Genomic DNA, 21596 nt, shown 5'->3' with positions numbered 1-21596 from the left:
GGCCCCCTCGGGGTCTGGGCCGACGATATCCCCGCCGACGGGCGGCGTGGGGTCCCTGACGGTGATCGGGGCCGATCGTCGACCTGCGGCGGACCAGGTGTGGCCGAAGGGTGCAGTGCGCTCATCCCTTCGGCCGACAGGTCGCGCGCCTCCGCGCGACGGCCGGGACGCCCGCGTCGGCGCGAGCAGCGCCCGCACTCCGCGGGAGGGGTGCACCGCCCTCCGGTCCGCTCAGCGGAAGAGTCGGCGCAGCAGCGCCTTCCGCGCCCCCTTGTAGGGCGGGTAGACCAGCTTGAGGGTGTCCGGGGTGAGCGGCTTGCGGGCGACGGGCTTGGCGTGGCTGAACGCCTCGATCCCGGCCCGGCCGTGGTAGGCGCCCATCCCGGACTCCCCCACTCCGCCGAAGGGCAGGTGCGGGGTGCCGATGTGGGCGAGGGTCATGCCGATCGCGAGCGAGCCCGAGGAGGTCTCGGTCGCGAAGCGCTCCTCGACCTTCCCCCGGGAGGTGAACACGTACGCGGTCAGCGGCTTGTCCCGCTCGCGGATGCGGGCGATCGCCTCGTCCACCCCGGAGACGGCCAGGACCGGCAGCACCGGTCCGAAGATCTCCTCGGCCATCACCGGATCGTCCCAGCCCACGCCGACCATGATCGTGGGCGGCAGGTAGCGGTTGCGCCGGTCCGCCGTGGCGGTGCCGCCGGTGACGGCGAGGCCGTCGTCGATCAGGGAGCGCACGCGCTCGAAGTGTCGCTGGTCCACCATCCGCCCGTAGTCGTGCGCGCGCTCGGGCCGTCGGCCGTACATCTCCCGCACGGCCCGCCGCAGGTGCGGAACCAGCTGCTCGATCGTGTCCGGGGCGGCCATGAGGTAGTCCGGGGCGATGCACGTCTGCCCCGCGTTGGTGAACTTGCCCCACACGATGCGGCGGGCGGCGACGGCGAGGTCCACGCCCTCGTCCACGAACACCGGCGACTTCCCGCCCAGCTCGAGCACGGTGGGGGTGAGGTGCTCGGCCGCGGCACGGGCCACGATCCGGCCGACGGTGCCGTTGCCGGTGTAGAAGATCAGGTCGAAGCGCTGCTCGAGCAGGATCGTGGTCTCCTCGACGGCGCCCTCGACCACCCGCACCCAGTCGGGATCGAGGTGGCGGGCCACCAGGTAGGCGATCGCCGAGGAGCTCGCCGGGGCCACCTCGCTGGGCTTGAGCAGCACCGTGTTCCCGGCGGCGATCGCCGCGACCAGCGGGGAGAGGGTGAGGTTCACCGGGTAGTTCCACGGCGCGATGATCAGCACCGTGCCCAGCGGTTCACGGCGCAGCTCGCCCGAGGCGGGAGCGAGCATCGCCCCCATCGGGAACCGCTCGGGGCGCAGCCAGCCCTTGAGCTTCTTCATCACGTGCGAGATCTCCTCGACCACCACGCCGATCTCGGTGATCGCGCTCTCCAGGCGGGACTTGCCGAGGTCCTGGGCGAGGGACCTGGTGAGGCGTCCGCGCTCGGCGCGCAGCCCCTTCTGCAGGGCCTTCAGCTGCGCGAGCCGGCTGTCGAGACTGCGTGTGGTGCCGGCCTCGAAGGAGTCGCGCAGCGCGCCGACGTCCTCCAGGATCCGGTGGCGCAGGGCGTCGTCGTCGGCCGGGCCCGCTGCGCCGGTCGCGGTGCCGGTGCGGGTCGCGGTGCCGGTCTCATCAGGGGACTCGGCAGCGGTCTCGGCGGGCGTCTCGGCAGACGGTTCGTCGGGGGTCTCGGCGGGGGTCTCGTCGGGCTGAGAGGTCGCGGCGTGCGCGTCGGTCGGCATGATCCCAGCGTAGGACGCCCGGAACAGGCACGCTGAGCGCCGTCCGCACGATGGCCCCGCAGCCCGCCGACATCCCTGACAATGGGAGGTGACGACGACCCGCGGCACGGAGCGCCGAGGGTCGACGAGGGAGGACGAGGGAGGACACCGATGACCGGGATGATGATCGCCGCCCCGATCCTGCTGTCGCTGACGCTGCTGATCTCCGGGCTCGCGAAGCTCGGGGCGCGGCGGGGCACGGAGGACGCGATGACCTCGCTGCGCCTCCCGCTGCGCTCCTTCCATCGCTCCGTCGCGACCGTGCTGCCGGTGGTGGAGATCGTGCTGGCGCTGGTGCTCTGGGTGCCCTTCGTCCCCCTGCAGGTGCTGACGGCGGTGGTGATCGCGCTGCTGATGATCACCTATCTGATGATCATCGCGCGGGCGCTGAGCTGGGACGAGGTGGTGGAGTGCTCGTGCTTCGGGACCCTCGCCTCGCCCACGGTCTCGCGCACCACCCTGGGCAGGAACGCTCTGCTGGTGGCGCTGAGCCTGCTCACCGTGGTCTCCGCCGGCTCCGGGCTGCTGGATCATGCGCTCGTGCTGGCTCCGCTCTCGCTGATCAGCACCGGCGCCGGTCTGGTGACCGCGATCGTGCTCGCGGCGCTCGCGATCGGCACCACCACCCCTGCGGCCGCAGGAGCCCCTGAGGAGGACGCGTGGGGTGCGGGCAGTGCGGGCGCACGCGGCGCGGCGACGGGCGATGCGGGTCCGCGCGGTCCGGCTCCGGGCGGTCCGGCTCCGGGCGATGGCGCGCCCGCGGAGACGTCCCGCGTCCGCGGTCCCGGCGGCTCGTCCGACGGAATGGCCGACGGGGAGGCCCCTGGGAAGGCCGACGGAGCGACCGACGGCGAGGTCGACGAGGACGAGCTGTTGGACTACGAGCGCGCCCCGATCCCCGCCGCGGTGCTGCAGCAGGCGGACACCCGGCTGGTGACCCTGCGCGCGCTCGCGGCGCAGCGGGCGGTGCTGCTGGTCTTCGTCACCGAGGGGTGCGGCCCCTGCGAACGCGTGCTGGACCACGCCGAGGCCTGGATCGAGGAGCTCTCGCCGTTCATGGACGTCCGCTTCGTCTTCTCCCGACGACTGGAGGACCTGCGCGAGCGGACCGTCCGCAGGGTCGGCGATCGCGCCCTGCACGACCTGCAGTTCTGTGCCCGCACCGCGCTCGGCGGGCGGACCGCGCCCGGGGCGGTGCTGATGGGCGCGGACGGCAAGCTCGCCGGCGGGCCCGTGGACGGCGGCAGCGCCGTCATCGAGTTCGTGGAGGAGATCCAGGAGCAGCTCGCGATCGCGCAGCGCGAGGGCGAGATCGCCGCGCCCTGACCCGTAGTGCCGCGGCACCGGCGCCCTGACCCCCGTGCCCCGGCCCGGGTGCAGTGACACGGGCGCCGAGACATGGGTGCGGTGACGCGGGGGGGCAGTGACGCGGGCGCCATGCTCCGATGCGCTGGCTCAGGGGACGCTGGCCTGCGCGAACCGTCCGACGCCGTGGGCGCGCAGCGCCCCTGCCCCTGCTGGCACGAACACCGCCTGCCCGGCCCGCAGCCCATGGGTGCCGTGGGCGGTGACCAGCGTGATCTCCCCGTCGAGGCCGAGCACGATGCGCGGCCCCGAGCCCGGGACGGGGCGCGGATGCTCCGCTCCCCCGGGCGCGGTCTCCCCGACCCGTACCCCGGCGCGCTCGGCGCCGGTGGGCTCCGCTCCCACGGGGGCGGAGAGCTCGGGGGCGGGGAGCTCGGTGACGGCGAGCTCGAAGTCGTCCACCGGGGCGTAGTAGGCCAGGGAGGTGGGGTTCTGCCGCTCCGGCGCGACCCGCAGCGGGGGCGCCGCGGTGACGCTGACGCACTGCAGCACCTCGTCGGCGTCGATCTTCTTCGGGGTGAGCCCGGCCCGCAGCACGTTGTCGCTGGCGGCCATGACCTCGATCCCGGTCCCGTGGATGTAGGCGTGCAGCGCTCCCGCGGGGACGTACATCGCCTCACCGGGCTGGAGGGTGACGGGGTTCAGCAGCAGCGCGGCCACGACGCCGGGATCCCCTCGATGGTGCTCGGCCAGCAGCACCACGAAGCGGTCGATGCGCGGGGAGGGCGAGGCGCCGGCCTCGGCCCGGGCCCGGCAGGCGGCGACCACCTCGTCCACCGCGGCGGCCGAGGGCCGCATCGACGAGGAGACCAGGGTGCGGAAGGCGGCGCGCATGCCGTGCGCGGTGGGGCTGTCCACCAGCAGGCGGTGCAGGCGGTCGGTGAGGTCGGTGCCCAGGCCCTCGAGGATCGCGGCGGCCCGGCGCGGGGTGCGGAAGCCGCACAGCGCGGTGAAGCTGGTCAGCGCGATGAGCATCTCGGGCTTGTGGTTCGCGTCGCGGTAGGTGCGCAGCGGGGAGTCCAGCGGGATGCCCGCGGCGCTCTCCGCGGCGAAGGACTCGGCGGCGTGCTCGCGGGTGGGGTGGACCTGCAGGGACAGCGGCCGCTCCGCCGCGATCACCTTCAGCAGGTACGGCAGGCGACCGCCGAAGGCGCGCGCCACGTCCGTGCCCAGCGTCCCCGCGGGGTCCGCGGCGACGATCTCCTCGAGCGTGGATCCGTCGGGCGCCCTCGCCGGGCCCAGCGGGTGGGCCCCGAACCAGATCTCGGCCCACGGGTCGCCGTCGGCCTCCTGCCCCAGGAACGCGGGGATCTCCGACCGCGACCCCCACCCGTACCGCTGGCGGTGGCCGACGAGGTCGACCATGCTCACGCGCTGCCCTCGAGGATCTGCGCGATCAGGCGCGCCGGCTCGTCGGCCGACACCGCGGGGGCCGGCGTGGGGTCGCCGCCGACGGGCCGCATCCCGTAGCGCTCCCACTGCTCGCCCACCCAGGACGGGGCACGGGGCGCGTGCACCCAGGCCGGCAGGCCTCGCAGCGCGGCCTCGAGGACATCCGCGGAGAGGACGGAGACGACGGGCCTGCCCAGCTCCGCGAGAGGCGTCGCGGGGTCCAGGATCTCGATCCCCCGCCGGCGCAGCAGCGCATGCGCGGCACGGGAGGTGCGATCCGTCTCCCCCGCGCCCGGACGGTAGAGCGCCTCGGCCTCGCGGCAGAACGAGTGCGCGGCCGAGAGCGTCACCCGGCGCGGGAGCTCGATCGCGGAGAGCTGGCCGAGGAACACCGGGCGCTCCTCGAGCTCCGGACGGGAGCCGGCGGATTCGTGCGCGGCCTGCCACAGCCGCTGGGAGCCGACCACCCGCACCTCGACGTCGTCCCGGCCGGCGCGGTGGAAGTCGCCGTCCGCCCCGGTCCAGGCCAGCAGCGTGATCTGCGGGGGCAGCGGCGGGGCGAACGGCGTGAGCAGCTCGTGCTGGACCACGGCGCCGGGGATCTCGGACTCCTGCGCCCAGGCATGCAGCTCGCGACCCACCTCGAGGTGCCACCCGAGGGTGAGCACGGAGGTGATGCCGAGATCGTCGAGGCCCTCCGTGGGCGTCTCGAGGCGACGGTGGCTCCACTCGGGGCCCTCGAGCGCGTCGATCCGCACCCCGGCGGGGGTGACCAGGACGACGCTGCCGTGGATGTAGGGCAGCACCGCCGGCAGGCCCCCGTGGACGGCACCGTCGGCCGTGTCGATGCCGAGCAGGGGGCGGGCCGAGCCCTCCCCCTCCCGGGTGTGCAGCACGAACCCCGTCGGGGCCTCGGCCCCGGACCCTCTCCGGGCACGGGCGGGCAGCGCGCGGTGGATGCCGGGGACGCGGCGCCGGGAGCTGCGCCACTCCTGCCAGCGCTCGAGGCTGCGCGGATGGATCAGGGCCATGGGCGGCACCCTCCTTCGACGTGGTTCGCTCCCGGATGACCAGCATTCCACACGGAAGCCCCGGTCACGGGCGTTCCGCGGGCCGCGCCTCAGCGCGGCATGTTGCGCAGGTTCGAGGCGGCCATGTCGAGCATCCTGCCCACGCCGCCGCCGAGCACGATCTTGGTCGACGCCTGGGCGAAGCCGCGGATCTGCTGGGCGGAGATCTTCGGCGGCATCGACAGGGCATCGGGGTCGGTGACCACGTCGATCAGCATCGGGCCGGGAGTGGCGAGCGCGCCGGCCAGCTGCTTCTCGAGCTTCCTGGGGTCGGTGATGCGCACGGCGCCGATGCCCACCCCCTGGGCGATCGCCGCGTAGTCCACGGCCTCGTGGTCGGTGCCGTGGTCCGGGAGGCCCTCCACCAGCATCTCGAGCTTGACCATGCCCAGGCTGGAGTTGTTGAACACGAGGATCTTGGTGTTCAGATCGTGCAGCTTCACCGTGAGCAGCTCGCCCATCAGCATGCCCAGACCGCCGTCGCCGCTCATCGAGATGACCTGACGGTCGGGGAAGGCCTTCGAGGCGCCGATGGCCTGCGGCAGGGCGTTGGCCATGGTGCCGTGATGCCAGGAGCCGAACAGGCGGCGGCGCCCGTTGGGGGTGATGTAGCGGGCGCCCCACACGTTGCACATGCCGGTGTCCACGGTGAACACGGCGTCGTCGTCGGCGAGGTCGTCGAGCGTGGCCGCCACGAACTCGGGGTGGATGGGGGTCATCCGCTCCACCTTCTTGGTGTACGCGGCGACCACCCCGGTCAGCGCCTTGTGGTGAGCCTTCAGCTGGCGGTGCAAGAAGCGGTGGCCCTTGGCCGCGGTCAGCAGCGGCAGCACCGCCTGCAGGGTGAGGGCCACGTCGCCGTGCAGGGCGAGGTCCAGGGGCACCCGCCGGCCCAGGCGGGAGGCCTCGGCGTCGATCTGCACGATCCGCGGCGGGTTCTTCCCCTCGACGTCGGGCAGGAACTCGCTGTAGGGGAAGTCGGTGCCCAGCAGGATCACCAGATCCGCCTCGTGCATCGCGTCGTAGCAGGCCCCGTAGCCGAGCAGACCGCTCATCCCCACGTCGAAGGGATTGTCGTACTGCATGAACTCCTTGCCGCCGAAGGCGTGGCCGATCGGGGCCTTGATCCGCTCGGCGAGCTCGAGCACCTCCTCGCGGGCGTCGCGCACCCCGGCGCCGGTGAAGAGGGTGACGGTCTCCGCCTCGTCGATCAGCTCGGCGAGCCGGCCGATGACGGCCGGGGCGGGCTGGACCCGGCCCAGGTCGGTCGCGAGGTCGCGGGTCAGCGGACCGTCGACCTCCTCGTCGGCCACGTCACCGGGCAGCACGAGCACGGAGACGCCGCTCTTCGCGATCGCGGTCTGCACGGCGATGTGCAGCAGGGTCGCGCCATGCGAGCCGGAGGTGACCATCTCGCAGAAGTGGGAGCACTCCTGGAACAGGTTCTCCGGATGCGTCTCCTGGAAGAAGCCGGTGCCGATCTTGTCCGAGGGGATGTGGGAGGCGATCGCGAGCACCGGGGCGCCGTCGCGGTGGGCGTCGTACAGGCCCTGGATCATGTGGGTGTTCCCGGGGCCGCAGGAGCCGGCGCACACCGCGAGGGTTCCGGTCAGCCGTGCCTCGGCGCCGGCGGCGAAGGCGCCCGCCTCCTCGTTGCGCACGTGCACCCACTCGATGCCCTCGGTGGTGCGCACGGCGTCCACGACGGGGTTCAGGGAGTCCCCGACCACTCCGTAGATGCGCTCGACGCCGAGGTCGCGGAGCTGGGTGACGAGGAGATGGGCGAAGCTGGTGCGGGCCATGTTTCCCTCCCGAGGAACGGGCGCCCGGATCGGCGACCCCGGCGCGGGGTACGTGCCCCCGACCCTACTCGGAGCCGCCCTGTCGCGCCGCGCGCCCGTGCGATGACCGACCGGGTGGCTCGCTCCCACGGTCCGGTCCCCGAAAATCGATTTGCTATGGTGTGGGTCACCTCCGATCGCCCGCTCCGCTCGACGACGTGCCGGAGTCGCGGGGTCGATCCGTCGCCCACACCGCCGAAAGGCACCGATGCCTCCCCGTCAGCCCACACCCTCCCCCACCCCGGATGTGAATCGTTCTTCCCGACGGAGCCGGTCGGGGATCCCCCGTCGGCCCGGCCGCGGGCGCCGTCCGCTCCTGCATCGCACCCGCCGCCTGCTGGCCGCCGTCGGCGCCGGCGCGCTGCTCGCCCCACTCGGGGTCATCGCGCCCGCCGGGGCGGAGCCCACGAGCTACGTCCCGCTGCCGCAGAACGAGATGAGCATCGTCGAGGCGGACTCCGTGGAGGGCGAACAGGTCCCCGCGAACGTGCTGGACGGCAATGCGGCCACGATCTGGCACACCGCCTGGAGCGAGGGGAAGGACCCGCTGCCGCACCATCTCTCGGTGCAGGTCGCGGAGGAGCCGGTCGAGGTGGCCCGGGTGCGTCTGCAGCCGCGTCAGGACTCCAGCGGCTCCGGCCGCATCGGCGACTACGAGATCCATGCCTCCTCCGACCCCGACTGCACGGACGACGCGTACCGCAAGGTCGCAGACGGCGGCTTCGACGGCGCCCTCGCCGAGGCCACCACGGAGCGCACCATCACCCTGGACTCGCCCGTGGAGGCGAGCTGCCTGAAGGTGGTGTGGCTGAGCTCGTGGGGCGGTCGGGCCTCGGACCCCGAGACCTCCCCGCCGGAGGAGGTCGCCTCGCTCGCCGAGCTGAACGTCGATGTGGTGGGCGAGCCCGCGGACCCCGACCCGATCGTGGTGGACCCGCCCGAGGGCACCGTCGAGATCACCGACGGGGACCTTCGCGTGCGCCTGCACCCGGACTTCCCGCAGGTCGTGGACTACACGCTGGGCTCGGCGAGCCTCGCCGGCCGCTACGGCCCCGCCCACACCACGGTGACGATCGACGACGTGGTCCAGGACGTCGAGGTCTCCGCGCCGCAGCTCTCCGACGACGGCGACTCGGCCACCTACCGGATCACCGTCCCGGCACTGCCGGGGGTCGCGCTGGATGCGGTGCTCTCCGTCGAGGACGGCGTGTTCACCTGGCGCCTGACGAACATCGTCGACCCCGACGGGGACGTGCACCGCATCGCGGTGCCCCGCCTGGACCTCGCCTCCGCCAACGGCTCCGAGGCTGGAGCGCAGGTGGTCGCCGCAGATCTCAGCGTGGACCGCGCCGTCAGCGGCGACCAGTTCTACGACCTCGCCTCCCAGCAGCCGGGCACGGCCGTGTCCGATCCGGCGCACGTGGCGCTGCTGACCGGGGCCGAGCTCGCCGCCGGGTTCGAGACCAACGCGGTCGAGGACAACACCGCCGGCGGGGAGACCGCCGCGCGCGTGCAGAACGACAACTCCCGCTACATCGCGACCCTCGCCCAGGGCGACGGCGCCGTCTACGGCACCGTCTCCCCCGGCACCTTCGTGGTGCGCGGCTCCACCGCGGACCAGGGGCTGGGCCCGGACGAGGATCCTTTCGCGAAGGTGCGCCTGGCGGCGGACGCCAACGGCGACGGCACGCTGGACTGGCAGGACGCCGCGATGGCGGCGCGGGACGTGGCCGATCCGATCAACGGCACCGAGCGCGTGAGCACCGACGTGGTCAAGCGCATCCCCTTCAACATCGTCTCCCAGGCCACGCACCCCTTCCTGCGCACCCTGGACGACACCAAGCGGATCGCGCTGGCCACCGACGGGCTGGGACAGTCGGTGATGCTCAAGGGCTACCAGGCCGAGGGCCACGACTCCGCCCACCCGGACTACGCCGGGCGCTACAACGAGCGCGCCGGCGGCAAGAAGGACTTCGACACCCTGGTCACCGAGGGTGAGCGGTGGAACGCGACCTTCGGCGTGCACGTCAACGCCACCGAGTCCTACTCGGAGGCGCGGGCCTTCTCCGAGGACCTGCTGCGCGCCCCGATCGAGCCCGGCTGGGGCTGGATGAACCAGTCGTACATGATCGACGGACCGAAGGACCTCGGCTCCGAGGCGATCCTGGAGCGCTTCCAGGACTTCCGCGACGAGAGCCCCGAGAACCTGACCTTCCTGTACATGGACGTGTACTACCCCAGCGGCTGGGAGGGTCAGCGCCTGTCCCAGGAGCTCGAGGACCAGGGCTGGGACGTCTCCACCGAATGGGCGAACAAGATGCCCCGCAGCTCCACCTGGTCGCACTGGGCCACGGACGAGAACTACGGCGGCTCCACCAACAAGGGGCTGAACTCCCAGGTGATCCGCTTCCTGGACAACTCCCGCAAGGACGTGTGGAACCCGGATCCGCTGCTGTCCAACGCGAACGTGCAGGAGTTCGAGGGCTGGACCGGCCACCAGGACGCGGGCGAGTTCTTCGAGACCGTGTGGGAGCGGAACCTGCCAACCAAGTTCCTCCAGCGCGCGGAGATCGTCTCCTGGACGGCTGCGACCGACGAGGAGCCGGGCCGGATCCTGCTGGCCGACGGCACCGAGGTGACCTCCGACGTCACCGCCGTCTCCGGCACCGAGATCCCCACCGACCGCACCATCACCGCCGACGGCGCGACGGTCTACGAGGACGGCGCCTACCTGCTGCCCTGGGGTGCGGACGAGGAGGGGGCCGACGGCGACGGCGCGGGCACGAACGGGGCCGAGGCCGTGGGCGGCGGCGAGCGGCTCTACCACTGGAACCCCGAGGGCGGGACCTCCACCTGGACCCTCACCGATCGCTGGTCCGACCAGTCGGAGCTGATCATGCACCGCCTGAGCGACGACGGCCGGGTGGACGAGGTGCGCGTGCCGGTCGAGGACGGTCAGGTCACCCTCGAGACCGAGGCGGGCAGCGCCTATGTGCTCCACCCCGTCGGCGAGCTGCCCGAGCCGGTGGACCCGCAGTGGGGCCTCGGCACCGCCGTGGCCGATCCCGGCTTCTTCTCCGGCACGCTGGACCAGTGGCGGGTCACGGGCGAGGCGTCGGTCGAGACCGACGAGTTCCGCAACCGCCAGGCAGTGCTCGAGGGCGGGGCGGACGCCTCGATCTCGCAGCACCTGCACGATCCGGCACGGCCCTCGCGGCACCTGCCGGCGGGCACCTGGTCCGCCTGGGCCTGGGTCGAGATCGAGCCCGGCCAGACCCGCGAGGTGACGGTCTCCGCGAGCGGCGGCGGGGTCACCCCCGTCGAGCACCAGGCGGCGGCCGGCCGCGGGGTTGCGACCACGATCGACGCCTCCACCGCGGTCAACGCCACCGCGTCGGACACCAAGCACGGCCGCCACTTCCAGCGGGTGCGGGTGACCTTCGAGAGCACCGGCGCACCGGTCGCGCTGAGCATCTCCGCCGGCGCGGGCGAGGCCCCGGTGCGGGTGGACGACGTGCGCGTGGTGCCGTTCACCCCGTCGGCCGATCCCGCTCCCACGGAGGAGACGGTGCTGTTCACGGACTTCGAGACCGTGGACACCGGCTACTGGCCGTTCGTCACCGGGGCGGACAACATCGGCGGCGACGCCCGCACCCAGCTGCAGGAGCGCCACGAGCCCTACTCGCAGGCCGGCTGGTACGGCGTGGACCAGGACGGCGAGGCCGTCGAGGGCGGCAAGCTCACCGACAACGTGCTGCGCGGCCAGTGGTCGCTGATGGCCAACGAGGAGAACGACGGCCTGATCCTGCGCACCACGCAGGCCTCGATGCCCCTGACGCCGGGGCACCGGTACCGCCTCACGGTCGACCATCAGACCGCCTTCGCGGACACCTACCGGTTCGTCATCGGTGAGGACGTGGTGGGCGGGGCCGACGGCGAGGTGACCACGGAGATCGTGGACACCCAGGCGCTGCCGCAGGCGCGGGAGACCGAGCAGGCGGTGCTGGAGCTCACCGTCTCCGAGGACGCGGACGTCACCTGGATCGGCGTCGAGAAGCTCGGCGGCGGCCGCCAGGCGAACCTCACCCTCGACGACCTGCGCGTCGAGGACCTGGGCCCGGTGGGCTGATCCCCTCCCGAGGCTGCAGGCCGGCCCCGGACCGACGCCCCCGCAGAGGCGTGGGTCCGGGGCGCTCACCGGTCAGTCGGTGCGTTCCAGCATCGTGAGCACGTGCGCACAGTGCGCATCGAGTCGATCCGCGGTGCGGATCAGCCACTGCCGATCGTGCAGGTCACCCGCGCCGGCGTCCGCAGTCGCAGTGGCGAAGGCCCAGGGCATCACCTTCGCGAAGGCCTGTGCCGAGAGGAGGACCCCTTCGCCGTCGACTCCCACCTGGGACGCGAAGTTCAGCAGGTGACGCCCCGTGATCTTGCGAATGATCTTCTCGCCGCCGAATCCCATCGCGAGTCGGTCCGCATCCGGGTAGCCGAGCCCGGTGGACACGTCGTACAGCGGGGCGAGATCGGCGATCCCGTCCTGGTCGAGGAACACCGAGAAGTTCTTCGCGTGAGCATCCGGTGCGGCGAGTACCCAGTTCGCGATGAGCGCCTTCACGAATTCCTGGATGGTCTCCTCGGCGGCGCCGTGCATGCGTAGCGTCGTGACGACGCTGGCGGCGCTCACGTCGTACTTGTCCGCCGGCAGGGTCGATGTCGACTGGCACAGATCTTCGTGATGAGCGCGACGCAGCACCCCTTCCGCACTCTCTCGAACCCGATCGAATCGGGTCACGACGAGGGCCGGCTCGCCGTCGAACCGCACGAACTCGGTCTCGGCCACCCTCAGACCGAGGACGCCCAGTGTGCGGAGGCTGATGTGCTCCACGAGGGCCTGTGACTGGAAGCGGTCGATGCCGGGTTTGACGATGTGTGACGTCGCCCGTGTGCCTTCTGCGCGATGCCACTGTCCTCTTTCACGGCGGAGAGCGAACTTCTTCTGCGCTCCGCCGAGCGACCAGTGCTCGCCCCGAGCCCCCCAGTCCTCACCGCCGGCTCGGAGGTCACGCAGACGCGCAGCGATCTCGACGTCGTCGACCGGAACGAGCTCTCCGGCGTCAATTCCGCCCGCCTCCATCTGGGAATCGCTGAGGAACTGGATCGCGCCGGGGCAGTCCGCCCCCATCTCCTTGAGCATCGCGAACTGGCTTCCCGGTGACACTCCGAGACGTCCTGCCATTGCTTCGCGGGCTTCCGGCGTATCCGGCAGGATTCCGGCGAGATACGCCCTCGTGAGGCGTGGCGTCACCGGAATCTCGCTCGGCGGAAAGGCGAGGGAGATTCGGGGAAGTCCGGTGTCACGGAAGGCGTTGACGCGGGTCGCCCCATGATCGTCCTGTTCGAGGCGCCCGACCTGGTACCCGTCGAGGACCATGTGGAGGACCTTCACGTCGGGCCGTCCTCGCCCCGGGATTCGCCGTCGACATGCAGCGGCTCGTCCTCGACGCCGGCGCTCTCATCGATGTCGCCCTCGAAGTCGATCTCCTCATCCGGAGTGGACGTCTCCAGGGACGCGCGGACGAGCGAGCCGGCAGTCGCCATCACCCCCTGGTCGAGCGCGGCCAACACCGACGAATCCACGGCTGATAGCAGTGCGGCTGGACTTATCTTTGGGAGCATCGACGTGATGTCCGTCTTCGGCAGTATCGAGTCGACGTCCGTTCTCGGAAGCATGGAAGCGACGTCAACCTTCGGCACCATCAGGGCGCGCTGCGACGGCCGGTTGCCCGTCGGGAGGCTCGCGGCTATCGCCCGCCGCGTGACCTCGGCCGTCGACATGCTCGCGGCAGTTCCCGACGGTTCCGGCTCGGCGCGCTCGTCCGTCGCGCTCGGCCGGCGACCGATCGTGAGGGGCATGTCCAGCGCGTCGAGCACCGCGAGCACCTTGGTGAGCTCGGCGCGGGGCCGCGATCCGCGTTCGAGCCCGATCAGCCACTCGCGTGACACCCCCACCTTCGCCGCGAGGTCGGCCTGGGTCAGGCGCGCAGCACGCCGCGACTCGCGCACGAGAGCACCGAGATCTGCAGGGGTGGCGATGCGCCGGAGAGACATGGAGTGATCGTACGTTCACGTACGCGGGATGTCCACGAGCGTAGACATCTCTGCATCTCAGGCCTTCCGCTCAAGAGGTGGACGATCATCCACTCCCCGCGGAAGTGCACGCTCGTCCACCCGCGGATGAACCTCTGGTCCTGCGTAACGCCGACGTCAGGCGGTCGGGGTCTGCCCGTCGGCCTGCCCCTGGTCGTCGGCCGTCTCCTCACCGTCGGCAGGCTGCGCCGGGGTGTAGCGGACCGTCTGCACCCGCCGCTCGTCGACCTCGACCACCTCGAGCCGCCCGCCGTCGACCTCGACCACGTCCCCTGCCTCCGGGATCCGGCCCAGCTGCGCCATGAGGAATCCGCCCACCGTCTCGTAGCCGCCGGTGTCCGGCAGGGCGATGTCCGTCGCGGACTCGAACTCCTGCAGGATCAGCCCGCCCTCGAAGGTGCCGTCGGCCGCGAGGATCCGGTCCAGCCCGCCGGGCACCGGCCAGCTGTCGCGGTCGAACTCGTCGTAGATCTCGCCGACGAGCTCCTCGAGCAGGTCCTCGAGGGTGACGATCCCGTCGGTGCCGCCGTACTCGTCGACCACCACCGCGATCTGGTGCGCGTGGGCGCGCATGCGGTTCAGCGCCTCGAGCACCTGGACCGTGCCGGGGATGTGCTCGATGGGCCGCACCAGCTCGCTCAACCGGGTCGCGGCAGGATCCTCGTCCAGCAGCATGTCGCGCACGTGGATGAAGCCGAGCACGTCGTCGACGTCCTCGCCCGTGACGGGGTAGCGGGAGTAGCCGGAGTCGCGGATCTCCGCCCGGGCCTCGTCCACGGTGCGGCGGCCGTCCAGGAAGTGCACCTGGTGGCGGGGCTGCATGACCTCGACGACGGTGCGCTCGGAGGCGTCGAACACGTCGGCGAGCACCCGTGACTCGGCCTGGTCCAGCGCCTCGGAGCTGCGGACCATCGACTTGATCTCCTCGGCGGAGACCGACTCGCGGTTGGCGTGCGGGTCCCCGCCCAGCAGGCGCACCACGATGTTCGTGGAGACCGACAGCAGCCAGATCACCGGGCGCATGAGCCGACCGAAGAGGTTCAGCGGCGGGCCGACGATCCTGGTCATGGCCAGGGCGTTCTGCATCGCCAGGCGCTTGGGCACGAGCTCGCCGAACACGAGCGAGAGGTAGGCGATGACCAGGGTCATCCCGATCAGCGCCGCGGTGCCCGCGGTCCTCTGGGGCACGCCCAGATCGGTGAGCACCGGCACCAGGGAGGGCGCGATGGTGGAGGCGCCGTAGGCCGAGGAGAAGAAGCCCGCGACGGTCACGCCGATCTGCACCGCGGAGAGGAACAGGTTCGGGTCGCGCACCATCGTCGCGGTGCGCTCCCCGCTGGCGCCGCTCTCCTCGAGCTGCTTGATCTGCGACTCGCGCAGATTGACGATCGCCATCTCGGTGCCCGCGAACAAGCCGCCGATGAGCACGAAGAGGAGCACCAGGGCGAGGTTCAGGAGGGCTGTCCAATCCATGGGGCAACGCTACTGCGCGAGCGCGGCGATCCTGACACCGGGGCGCCGCCGCCCCGACCGCGGGGCTCCGAGCGAGGCGGCGCCGTGCGGGCGGGCGCTCACAGGAGCGGCAGCAGCTCCTCGTGCACCGCCCGGAGGATCTCGACCCCGCCCCGGCCCTCGAGGTGCGAGGTGATGGTGAGCACGGCCTGCTGTGCGGGCATCACCAGCAGGAACTGTCCGTAGGCGCCGTCGGCCCGCCATTCGCCCTCCGGCGTGCAGTTCCAGACGCCGTAGCCGTAGCGTGCGCTCTCCGGCTCCGGGTCGCCCGTGGGGACCCAGGTGCGCTCGGCATGCATGGTGGCGATCCAGTCGGCGGGGACCAGCGGCGTCCCCTCGTGCTCGCCGCCGTCGAGCAGGAGACGACCGATCCGTGCCAGCTGCCCGCTCCTGAGGTGCAGTCCGGTCGCGCCCCAGGTGTGGCCGTCGCGGGTCGTGTGCCACTGCGGATTGAGGATCCCCAGCGGCTCGAACAGGCGCGGCATCAGCCAGTCCCGCATCGTCTGCCCGCTGCGCTCGGCGATGAGGCGGGAGAGCAGGAAGATCGAGCCGTTGGAGTACTCCCACCTCTCCCCCGGCGCGGCGGTGAGGGCGGTGCCCAGGATCAGGGCGGTGAGATCGGGGTGCTCGCGCTCCTCGTCGAGGAACCCCAGCACCGGGGAGCCGGAGGTCATGGTCAGCAGGTGGCGGATCCGCACCGCGTCGACGCCGTCGCCGTACCCGCCGTCCGGGGCGGGCAGATGGTCGACCAGCCGGTCCTCGGGGTCCAGCAGCCCTTCGTGCACGGCGATGCCGATCGCGAGCGCGGTGACTGTCTTGGAGACGGAGTAGACGTTCTCGACGGTGTCCTCGACGACGCGGTGCGCGATGTCCTCGTGCCCCCGGCGGTGCAGGTGCAGGGCGCGCACCCCGAGGTCCTTCTCGAGGATGCGCTGGCGCAGCGGGAGCAGGAGCAGGGGGTCGGTGGGGCGCGCCTCGGCGGGGCGCGTCTCCGAGGGAGCGGCGGCGGAGGGAACGGCGGCAGAGGGAACGGCGGCGTCGGCGGCAGTCATGCGCCGACGGTACCTCTCGCCGATCGCCGGCGGACATCCACCCGGGGTCGGGGGCCGGACGGGGCGGGCGGGGCCGCGCCGTCGCGCGGCCCGCTCACGCGAGGGTGTCCTGACGGTCCTCCAGAGCCTTCTCCAGCTCGTCCCGGATCCGATCGCCCCCGGCGGACTTCCAGGTCGCGACCCCGTCGGTCCATGCCGAGACGGGTCGCCGTCCCTGGATGATGTCGTTGGTGAGGTCGTCGATGCGACCGTTGATGCTCCCGCCGATCTTCGACGCGGTCTCGGAGTAGAGCCCCAGGGTGGGGTCGCTGCTGCCGTACTCGACCGCGATCTTCTGCCCCTCGTACCACTTCGTGGTCGACTCCGGGATGCCCGGGACGTAGATGGGCCACGGCGCGTCCGTGAGATACCGGAACCCCAGGGGCGTCTCGCTGATGCCCCGGCCCGTCAGCACCGGGTCGGTGCCGTCGAGGTCGTAGTGGATGCCGGGCTCGCCGTAGGTCCGGAAGAGGTACTCCTCCGTCCCGAACGGCGCGGCGAGGTAGTTCAGCACCTGGAGGAGCGTCTCGACCCGATCGGCGGCGTCCTTCCTGATCGCCGAGATCCCGTAGGTCGGGTTGCCGAGCCACGCGCAGGCGAGGTCCGGTTCTCCGTCGAACCCCGGGGTGCGCACCATCCTGATCGCGAACGACTCGCCGGAGGTCTGCTCCCGGTGGAACTGCGGCCAGGCCGAGAACGTGTCCACCATGAAGTAGTTGCGGCCCGATCCGAACCAGGCCTTCCGATCATGCCCCTCGGCGGAGAACGTGTCCGGCGTGAGGACCTGCGCCTCCACGAGCCGGCGTGTCGCCTCGAGCGCCTCCATCTGCTCGTCCAGCTCGAAGTTCCGCAGCAGCGAGCCGCCCTCCTCGACCCACCCGTTGGGGATCCCCAGCATCTGTCGGATCAGATCGAGAGGGGCCGATCCCAGGGCCCAGGTGTTCTCCTGCGGCGCCGTGAGCTCCTCGCACAGCTCCAGGAACTCGTCGAAGGAGGCCGGGTCCTCGGAGATGCCCTTCTCCTCGAGCAGGTCCTCGCGCTTGTAGAGGATGTTCGTGCTCATGATCCCGCGGGGGACGGGGACTCCCATGATCTTCCCGTTCAGCGCCGTCGGCCCCCAGGTGTCGGTGGGGATGTTGGCCAGGAAGGGATAGTCCTCTATCGCGCTGCCGGACAGGTGCGGGGTGAGGTCCAGTGCCGAGGCGTCGATGAACTGCGGCAGCTGGGGCATGTCGCCGACCAGGAAGATCTCCGGCAGCGCGTCGCCGGCGACGGTGGTGGCGAACTTCTGGCCCCAGTCGGGGCCCGGGACGATGTTGATGGTCAGGTCGGATCCGAGCCGTTCGTTCAGGGCCTGCCAGAAGGCGTTCCTCGAGCGGTCCGGGGGCACCGGCGAGTCGGTCCGCACCAGGGACCCGATCCTCTCGCCGTCGCCCGGCGACCCCGAGGTCGCCGCACGGGGGTCGGCCGGATACTCGAAGTAGGCGTCCATGAGCCCTGTCTCGGGGTCACCGGGCAGATCTGGCTCGACCCCTTCGTAGGGGATGTGGGCGGGCAGCTCCACCGGCGCGTTCGCGTACTCGGCGGGCACGCCTCCTCGGCCCTCGTTGCTGCATCCCGCCATCAGAGCCGCTCCGCCGATGGCCGAGGCTCCCAGCAGGTGTCGGCGCGAGAGTGCTGTCATGATCGTTCCTCCTGGTCGTCTCTCCCCTGTGCCGCCTGCCGCGCGTCGTGCAGGCGCCTCCGGATCGCATCGGTGCGGACATGGCCGGCCCTGGCGCTCATCCCTTCACCGCGCCGGTGAGCATGCCCTTGGCGAAGTGACGCTGCAGGAACGGGTAGACGAGCAGGATCGGGATGATCGAGATGACCAGGATCGCCATCTGGATCGTGGTCTGCGGAGGCGCCGCCTCCACCACCTGCCCCATCTCTGCGGTCCCCATCTCGGAGCCGTTGACCACGTAGGTGCGCAGCACCATCTGCAGCGGCCACTTCGAGGCGTCGTTGAGGTAGAGGAGCGCGTTGAAGAACGCGTTCCAGTAGCCGACGCCGTAGAAGAGCCCGATGACGGCCAGCACCGCCTTGGAGAGCGGCAGGGCGATCCGACGGAAGATCTGCCACTCGGAGGCCCCGTCGATCCGTGCCGCGTCGGTGAGCTCCTCCGGGAGGTTCACGAAGAACGCCCGGACCACGATGACGTTGAAGGCGCTCACGAGCCCGGGGATGATCAGGGACCAGAGGCTGTCGATCAGGCCGAACTGACGCACGACCAGGTAGGTGGGGATCAGGCCGGGCGAGAAGAGCAGGCTGATCAGCACCAGGATGAGCATCTGCTTGTTGGCGACGGTGCCCTTGCGGGACAGGGCCCACGCGAGCATCGCGGTCAGCGTCAGGCTGAGCGCCGTCCCGACGGCCGTCACGACGATGCTGATGAGGAGCGCGCGGGCGACCACGCCGCCGGAGAGGATCGACCGGTACGCGGTCAGGTCGATCTCCCGCGGGAACAGCACGAACCCGCCGGCGTCGGTGACCTGGTCCGCGGGCGCGAGGCTGGTGGAGACGATGCCGACGAAGGGAACGATGACCAGCGCGCAGGCGATCGTCAGGATGACCGCCTTGACGGCCTTCTCGATCGGTCCCGCCGTGTCCCCCAGGCTCTTGGAGCGGGCCGTCGCACGCTTTGCGTCACGGCGCGGCGGATGGGTGGTGATCTCGCTGTCGACGGTCATGCCTTGTACACCCCCTGCTCACCGAAGGCGTGAGCGATCTTGTTCGCGGTCAGGACCAGCACCAGCCCGATGACGCTCTTGACGAGTCCGACGGCGGCGGCGGTGCCCCACTGACCGCCGGAGATGCCCTCGTTGTAGACGTAGGTGTCCAGCACTTCGCTGGCTTCCGTCCCGACGGCCTGCTGCTGGAGGATGATCTGCTCGAACCCGACGGTCAGCGAGCTGCCGAGCTGGAGGATGAAGAGCAGGATGATGATCGGACGCATCCCCGGCAGCGTCACGTGCCACATCTGGCGGAACCGTGAGGCCCCGTCGACCGCCGCGGCCTCGTAGAGGCTCTTGTCGATCCCTGCCAGCACCGCGAGGAAGAGGATGGTGGCCCAGCCGGTGTCCTTCCAGACCACCTGGGAGGTGAGCAGGACCTTGAAGATCTCGGCGTTCCCGATGATGTCGAGGGTCCCCATCCCGGCCGAGCGCAGGGCGTTGTTGACCATCCCGGATCCGCCGAGCATCTGCTGGAAGACCGCGACCACGATCACCCAGGACAGGAAGTGCGGCATGTACAGGATCGACTGGACGATCTGCCGCATCGCGTTCGACATCAGGCTGTTGAGGATCAGCGCCAGCACGATGGGCAGCGGGAAGACGAGCACCGCCTGGATCAGGGTCAGTATCAGGGTGTTCTTGAGGGCGTTGAGGAACACCGGGTCGTTGCTGACGAGCACCGAGAAGTTCTGGAACCCCGCCCAGAGGCTCTCCGAGACCCCCAGGTACGGCTGGAAGTCCTGGAACGCGATGACGTTCCCGAGCAGCGGGTAGTACTGGAAGCCGATCAGGATCAGCATGCCCGGCACGGCGAACAGCAGGACCATCCGGTCCCGCAGGATCCGGCGCCACAGCGAGGGCGGTCGGCGCTTCTCCAGCGGTGGATCCCCTGGTCTCCGTCCGGGCGGATCGCCCTGCGACGTGAGTGGTCGAGTGTCGACGGCTGCCATGGCGGCGGTCCTCTCGGTCTGATGCGAGGAAGGGCGCACACCGCACGCCGGGTCAGCGGCGGGGTGGACGGTCGTGGGCGGTGCGGTCACGCGTGGGGCCGACGCGACTTCGCGCCGATCGGACGGTGCCCTGCCCGACTGAAGTGATCGATCACTTGGAATTCTCACGTTAGAGGGTGATCGATCACTATGCAAGGCCCGCGCAGCGATCGGTCCCCGCCCGGGGAGCCGGACTGTGCCAAGATCAGTCGAGGACCAGGGCGTCCGCCGTTGCGCGGGCCGCACCGGAGAGCTGACCACGGACCGAGGGGGCGAGACGTTGCCACGATCTGCAGAACCTCAGGGCGGACGAGCCACCATCTGGCAGGTGGCGGCCGTCGCGGGCGTCTCCCACCAGACCGTCTCCCGCTATCTGCGCGGTGATCCCGGGATGAGACCGCAGACCAAGGAGAAGGTGCGAGCCGCCGTCGAGGAGCTCGGCTACCAGCCCAACCTCTCGGCCCGATCGATGCGCACCCGTCGCACTCAGCGCATCGGCGTGCTGCTGCCCGCGGTGAGCGGGTTCCAGGCCTCGGCGCTGAGCGGCGCCATCGACATCGCCACCGCGGAGGGCTACGCCCTGGAGGTGTTCAGCGTCGACGGGGACGCGCACGCGAGCTTCGAGAAGGTGCGACAGATCGCCGACTCCGGGCAGGTGGACGGCATCCTCGCACTGGCTCCTCTGCCGCCCGAGACGGAGAACAGCTACCCGGGGCGTGCGGCGATCGTGGCCTCCGCCGACTACGACGAGCACACGCGCTCCATGGGCGCCATGGCCGACGGCTCCTGCATCGCCGAGCTCATGGAAGGGCTCCACGACCTGGGGCACCGCCGCTTCCTGCACGTCACCGGCACGCTGTCCTTCGCCTCCGCCCGCAATCGCCGCCAGGTCTTCCTGGAGACCGTCGAACGGCTGGGCGTCGGCCCCGCGCTGATCCACCGGGGCACCTGGTCGCCCGAGTCCGGCTACGAAGCGGTCACCGCGCTGCCGGAGGAGGGCGGACCGACGGCCGTGATCGCTGCGAGCGACACCATCGCCGCCGGGGTGATCAACGGGGCGCGGGACCGGGGGTGGAGCGTTCCGGAGGATCTGAGCGTGACGGGGTGGGACAACCAGTCCCTGGGGGCGCACATGCGGCCCACCCTCACGACCGTGAAGGACGACCGCCGCCAGCTCGGGCGCAACGCCATGAGCCGCCTCCTCGCGGCGCTGCGCTCGGAGCCGCTGCCGGAGGAGGAGTCGCTGTCCACCGTCATCTGGCGTGGGTCGACAGGACCGGCGCCCACCTGAGCGCCGGACCGCAGAGCGCCGGACATCAGGGGACGGCGCCCCGGAGCACGGGCAGAGCGGAGGACGGGCACACCGGAGGACCGGCGTGCCGAGCCGGGCGGCGCGGCGGTCCGGGCTCATCAGCGCTCCGGCACTCCGGCACTCCGGCACTCCGGCACGGATCAGTGGGGCACGGCCTCCGGGGCAGGCTCCCCGGCCGGGCGGGCCACCGGCTGCAGCAGTCCGAGGCGCTCGCGGGCGCTGATCCAGGCCACTCCCGCCGCGGTGAGCGCCAGCAGCGCCGCCGCGGCG

General features: G+C 71.4%; 14 protein-coding genes. 3 read left to right on the top strand and 11 right to left on the bottom strand.

What is annotated here, in order from left to right; translation table 11 throughout:
* Positions 1-231: 231 nt before the first annotated feature.
* Entirely contained in the window at positions 232-1794 is a 1563-nt protein-coding gene (locus ACT3SP_RS09010) for an aldehyde dehydrogenase family protein (protein WP_444586941.1), read from the bottom strand.
* 150 nt (positions 1795-1944) lie between these two features.
* Between ACT3SP_RS09010 and ACT3SP_RS09005 the strand changes: the two genes are divergently transcribed.
* Positions 1945-3159, top strand: a complete 1215-nt coding sequence (locus tag ACT3SP_RS09005; RefSeq protein ID WP_444586940.1) for a TlpA family protein disulfide reductase — start codon at positions 1945-1947, stop codon at positions 3157-3159.
* A gap of 129 nt (positions 3160-3288) precedes the next feature.
* Here the strand turns inward: ACT3SP_RS09005 and manA are convergent, their stop codons facing one another.
* From manA to ACT3SP_RS08990, 3 genes are all read right to left on the bottom strand, one after another.
* A complete protein-coding gene (manA, locus tag ACT3SP_RS09000; RefSeq protein WP_444587142.1) occupies positions 3289-4563 on the bottom strand; it encodes a mannose-6-phosphate isomerase, class I in 1275 nt (424 codons plus the stop codon).
* A gap of 2 nt (positions 4564-4565) precedes the next feature.
* Positions 4566-5621 carry a hypothetical protein gene (locus ACT3SP_RS08995; RefSeq protein WP_444586939.1) on the bottom strand — a complete coding sequence of 352 codons (1056 nt, stop codon included), beginning with the start codon at positions 5619-5621 and terminating at the stop codon, positions 4566-4568.
* A gap of 89 nt (positions 5622-5710) precedes the next feature.
* A complete protein-coding gene (locus tag ACT3SP_RS08990) occupies positions 5711-7462 on the bottom strand; it encodes a pyruvate dehydrogenase (protein WP_444586938.1) in 1752 nt (583 codons plus the stop codon).
* Between the two features lie 286 nt (positions 7463-7748).
* On the opposite strand from ACT3SP_RS08990, the gene ACT3SP_RS08985 reads away from it, so the two are divergent.
* Positions 7749-11630, top strand: coding sequence for an endo-alpha-N-acetylgalactosaminidase family protein (locus ACT3SP_RS08985; RefSeq protein ID WP_444586937.1), 3882 nt, complete (start codon positions 7749-7751; stop codon positions 11628-11630).
* A 72-nt stretch (positions 11631-11702) separates the two neighbouring features.
* Here the strand turns inward: ACT3SP_RS08985 and ACT3SP_RS08980 are convergent, their stop codons facing one another.
* The 7 genes from ACT3SP_RS08980 to ACT3SP_RS08950 form a co-directional block, all read right to left on the bottom strand.
* Complete coding sequence (locus ACT3SP_RS08980) at positions 11703-12947, bottom strand: HipA domain-containing protein (RefSeq protein ID WP_444586936.1); 1245 nt, start codon at positions 12945-12947, stop codon at positions 11703-11705.
* On the bottom strand, positions 12944-13609 hold the full coding sequence (locus tag ACT3SP_RS08975) for a helix-turn-helix domain-containing protein (RefSeq protein ID WP_444586935.1): 666 nt from the start codon (positions 13607-13609) through the stop codon (positions 12944-12946). The genes ACT3SP_RS08980 and ACT3SP_RS08975 overlap by 4 nt, the downstream gene beginning before the upstream one ends.
* 156 nt (positions 13610-13765) lie before the next feature.
* The gene (locus ACT3SP_RS08970) at positions 13766-15121 is read right to left on the bottom strand and encodes a hemolysin family protein (RefSeq protein ID WP_444586934.1); all 1356 of its coding nucleotides are present in this window, start codon (positions 15119-15121) and stop codon (positions 13766-13768) included.
* A gap of 98 nt (positions 15122-15219) precedes the next feature.
* Complete coding sequence (locus tag ACT3SP_RS08965; protein WP_444586933.1) at positions 15220-16212, bottom strand: serine hydrolase domain-containing protein; 993 nt, start codon at positions 16210-16212, stop codon at positions 15220-15222.
* A gap of 94 nt (positions 16213-16306) precedes the next feature.
* Positions 16307-17935 (bottom strand): extracellular solute-binding protein, encoded by a 1629-nt coding sequence (locus ACT3SP_RS08960; protein WP_444586932.1) that lies wholly within the window; start codon positions 17933-17935, stop codon positions 16307-16309.
* A gap of 97 nt (positions 17936-18032) precedes the next feature.
* Positions 18033-18980 carry a carbohydrate ABC transporter permease gene (locus ACT3SP_RS08955; RefSeq protein ID WP_444586931.1) on the bottom strand — a complete coding sequence of 316 codons (948 nt, stop codon included), beginning with the start codon at positions 18978-18980 and terminating at the stop codon, positions 18033-18035.
* Positions 18977-19975, bottom strand: coding sequence for an ABC transporter permease (locus tag ACT3SP_RS08950; protein WP_444586930.1), 999 nt, complete (start codon positions 19973-19975; stop codon positions 18977-18979). The genes ACT3SP_RS08955 and ACT3SP_RS08950 overlap by 4 nt, the downstream gene beginning before the upstream one ends.
* 367 nt (positions 19976-20342) lie before the next feature.
* On the opposite strand from ACT3SP_RS08950, the gene ACT3SP_RS08945 reads away from it, so the two are divergent.
* On the top strand, positions 20343-21305 hold the full coding sequence (locus ACT3SP_RS08945; protein WP_444586929.1) for a LacI family DNA-binding transcriptional regulator: 963 nt from the start codon (positions 20343-20345) through the stop codon (positions 21303-21305).
* Positions 21306-21596: the final 291 nt, after the last annotated feature.

This window comes from Brachybacterium sp. AOP43-C2-M15, from assembly GCF_052446295.1.
Taxonomy (GTDB): domain Bacteria; phylum Actinomycetota; class Actinomycetes; order Actinomycetales; family Dermabacteraceae; genus Brachybacterium.
Note: the sequence above shows the minus strand (reverse complement) of the source record. Positions and strands in the feature narration are given on the sequence as shown.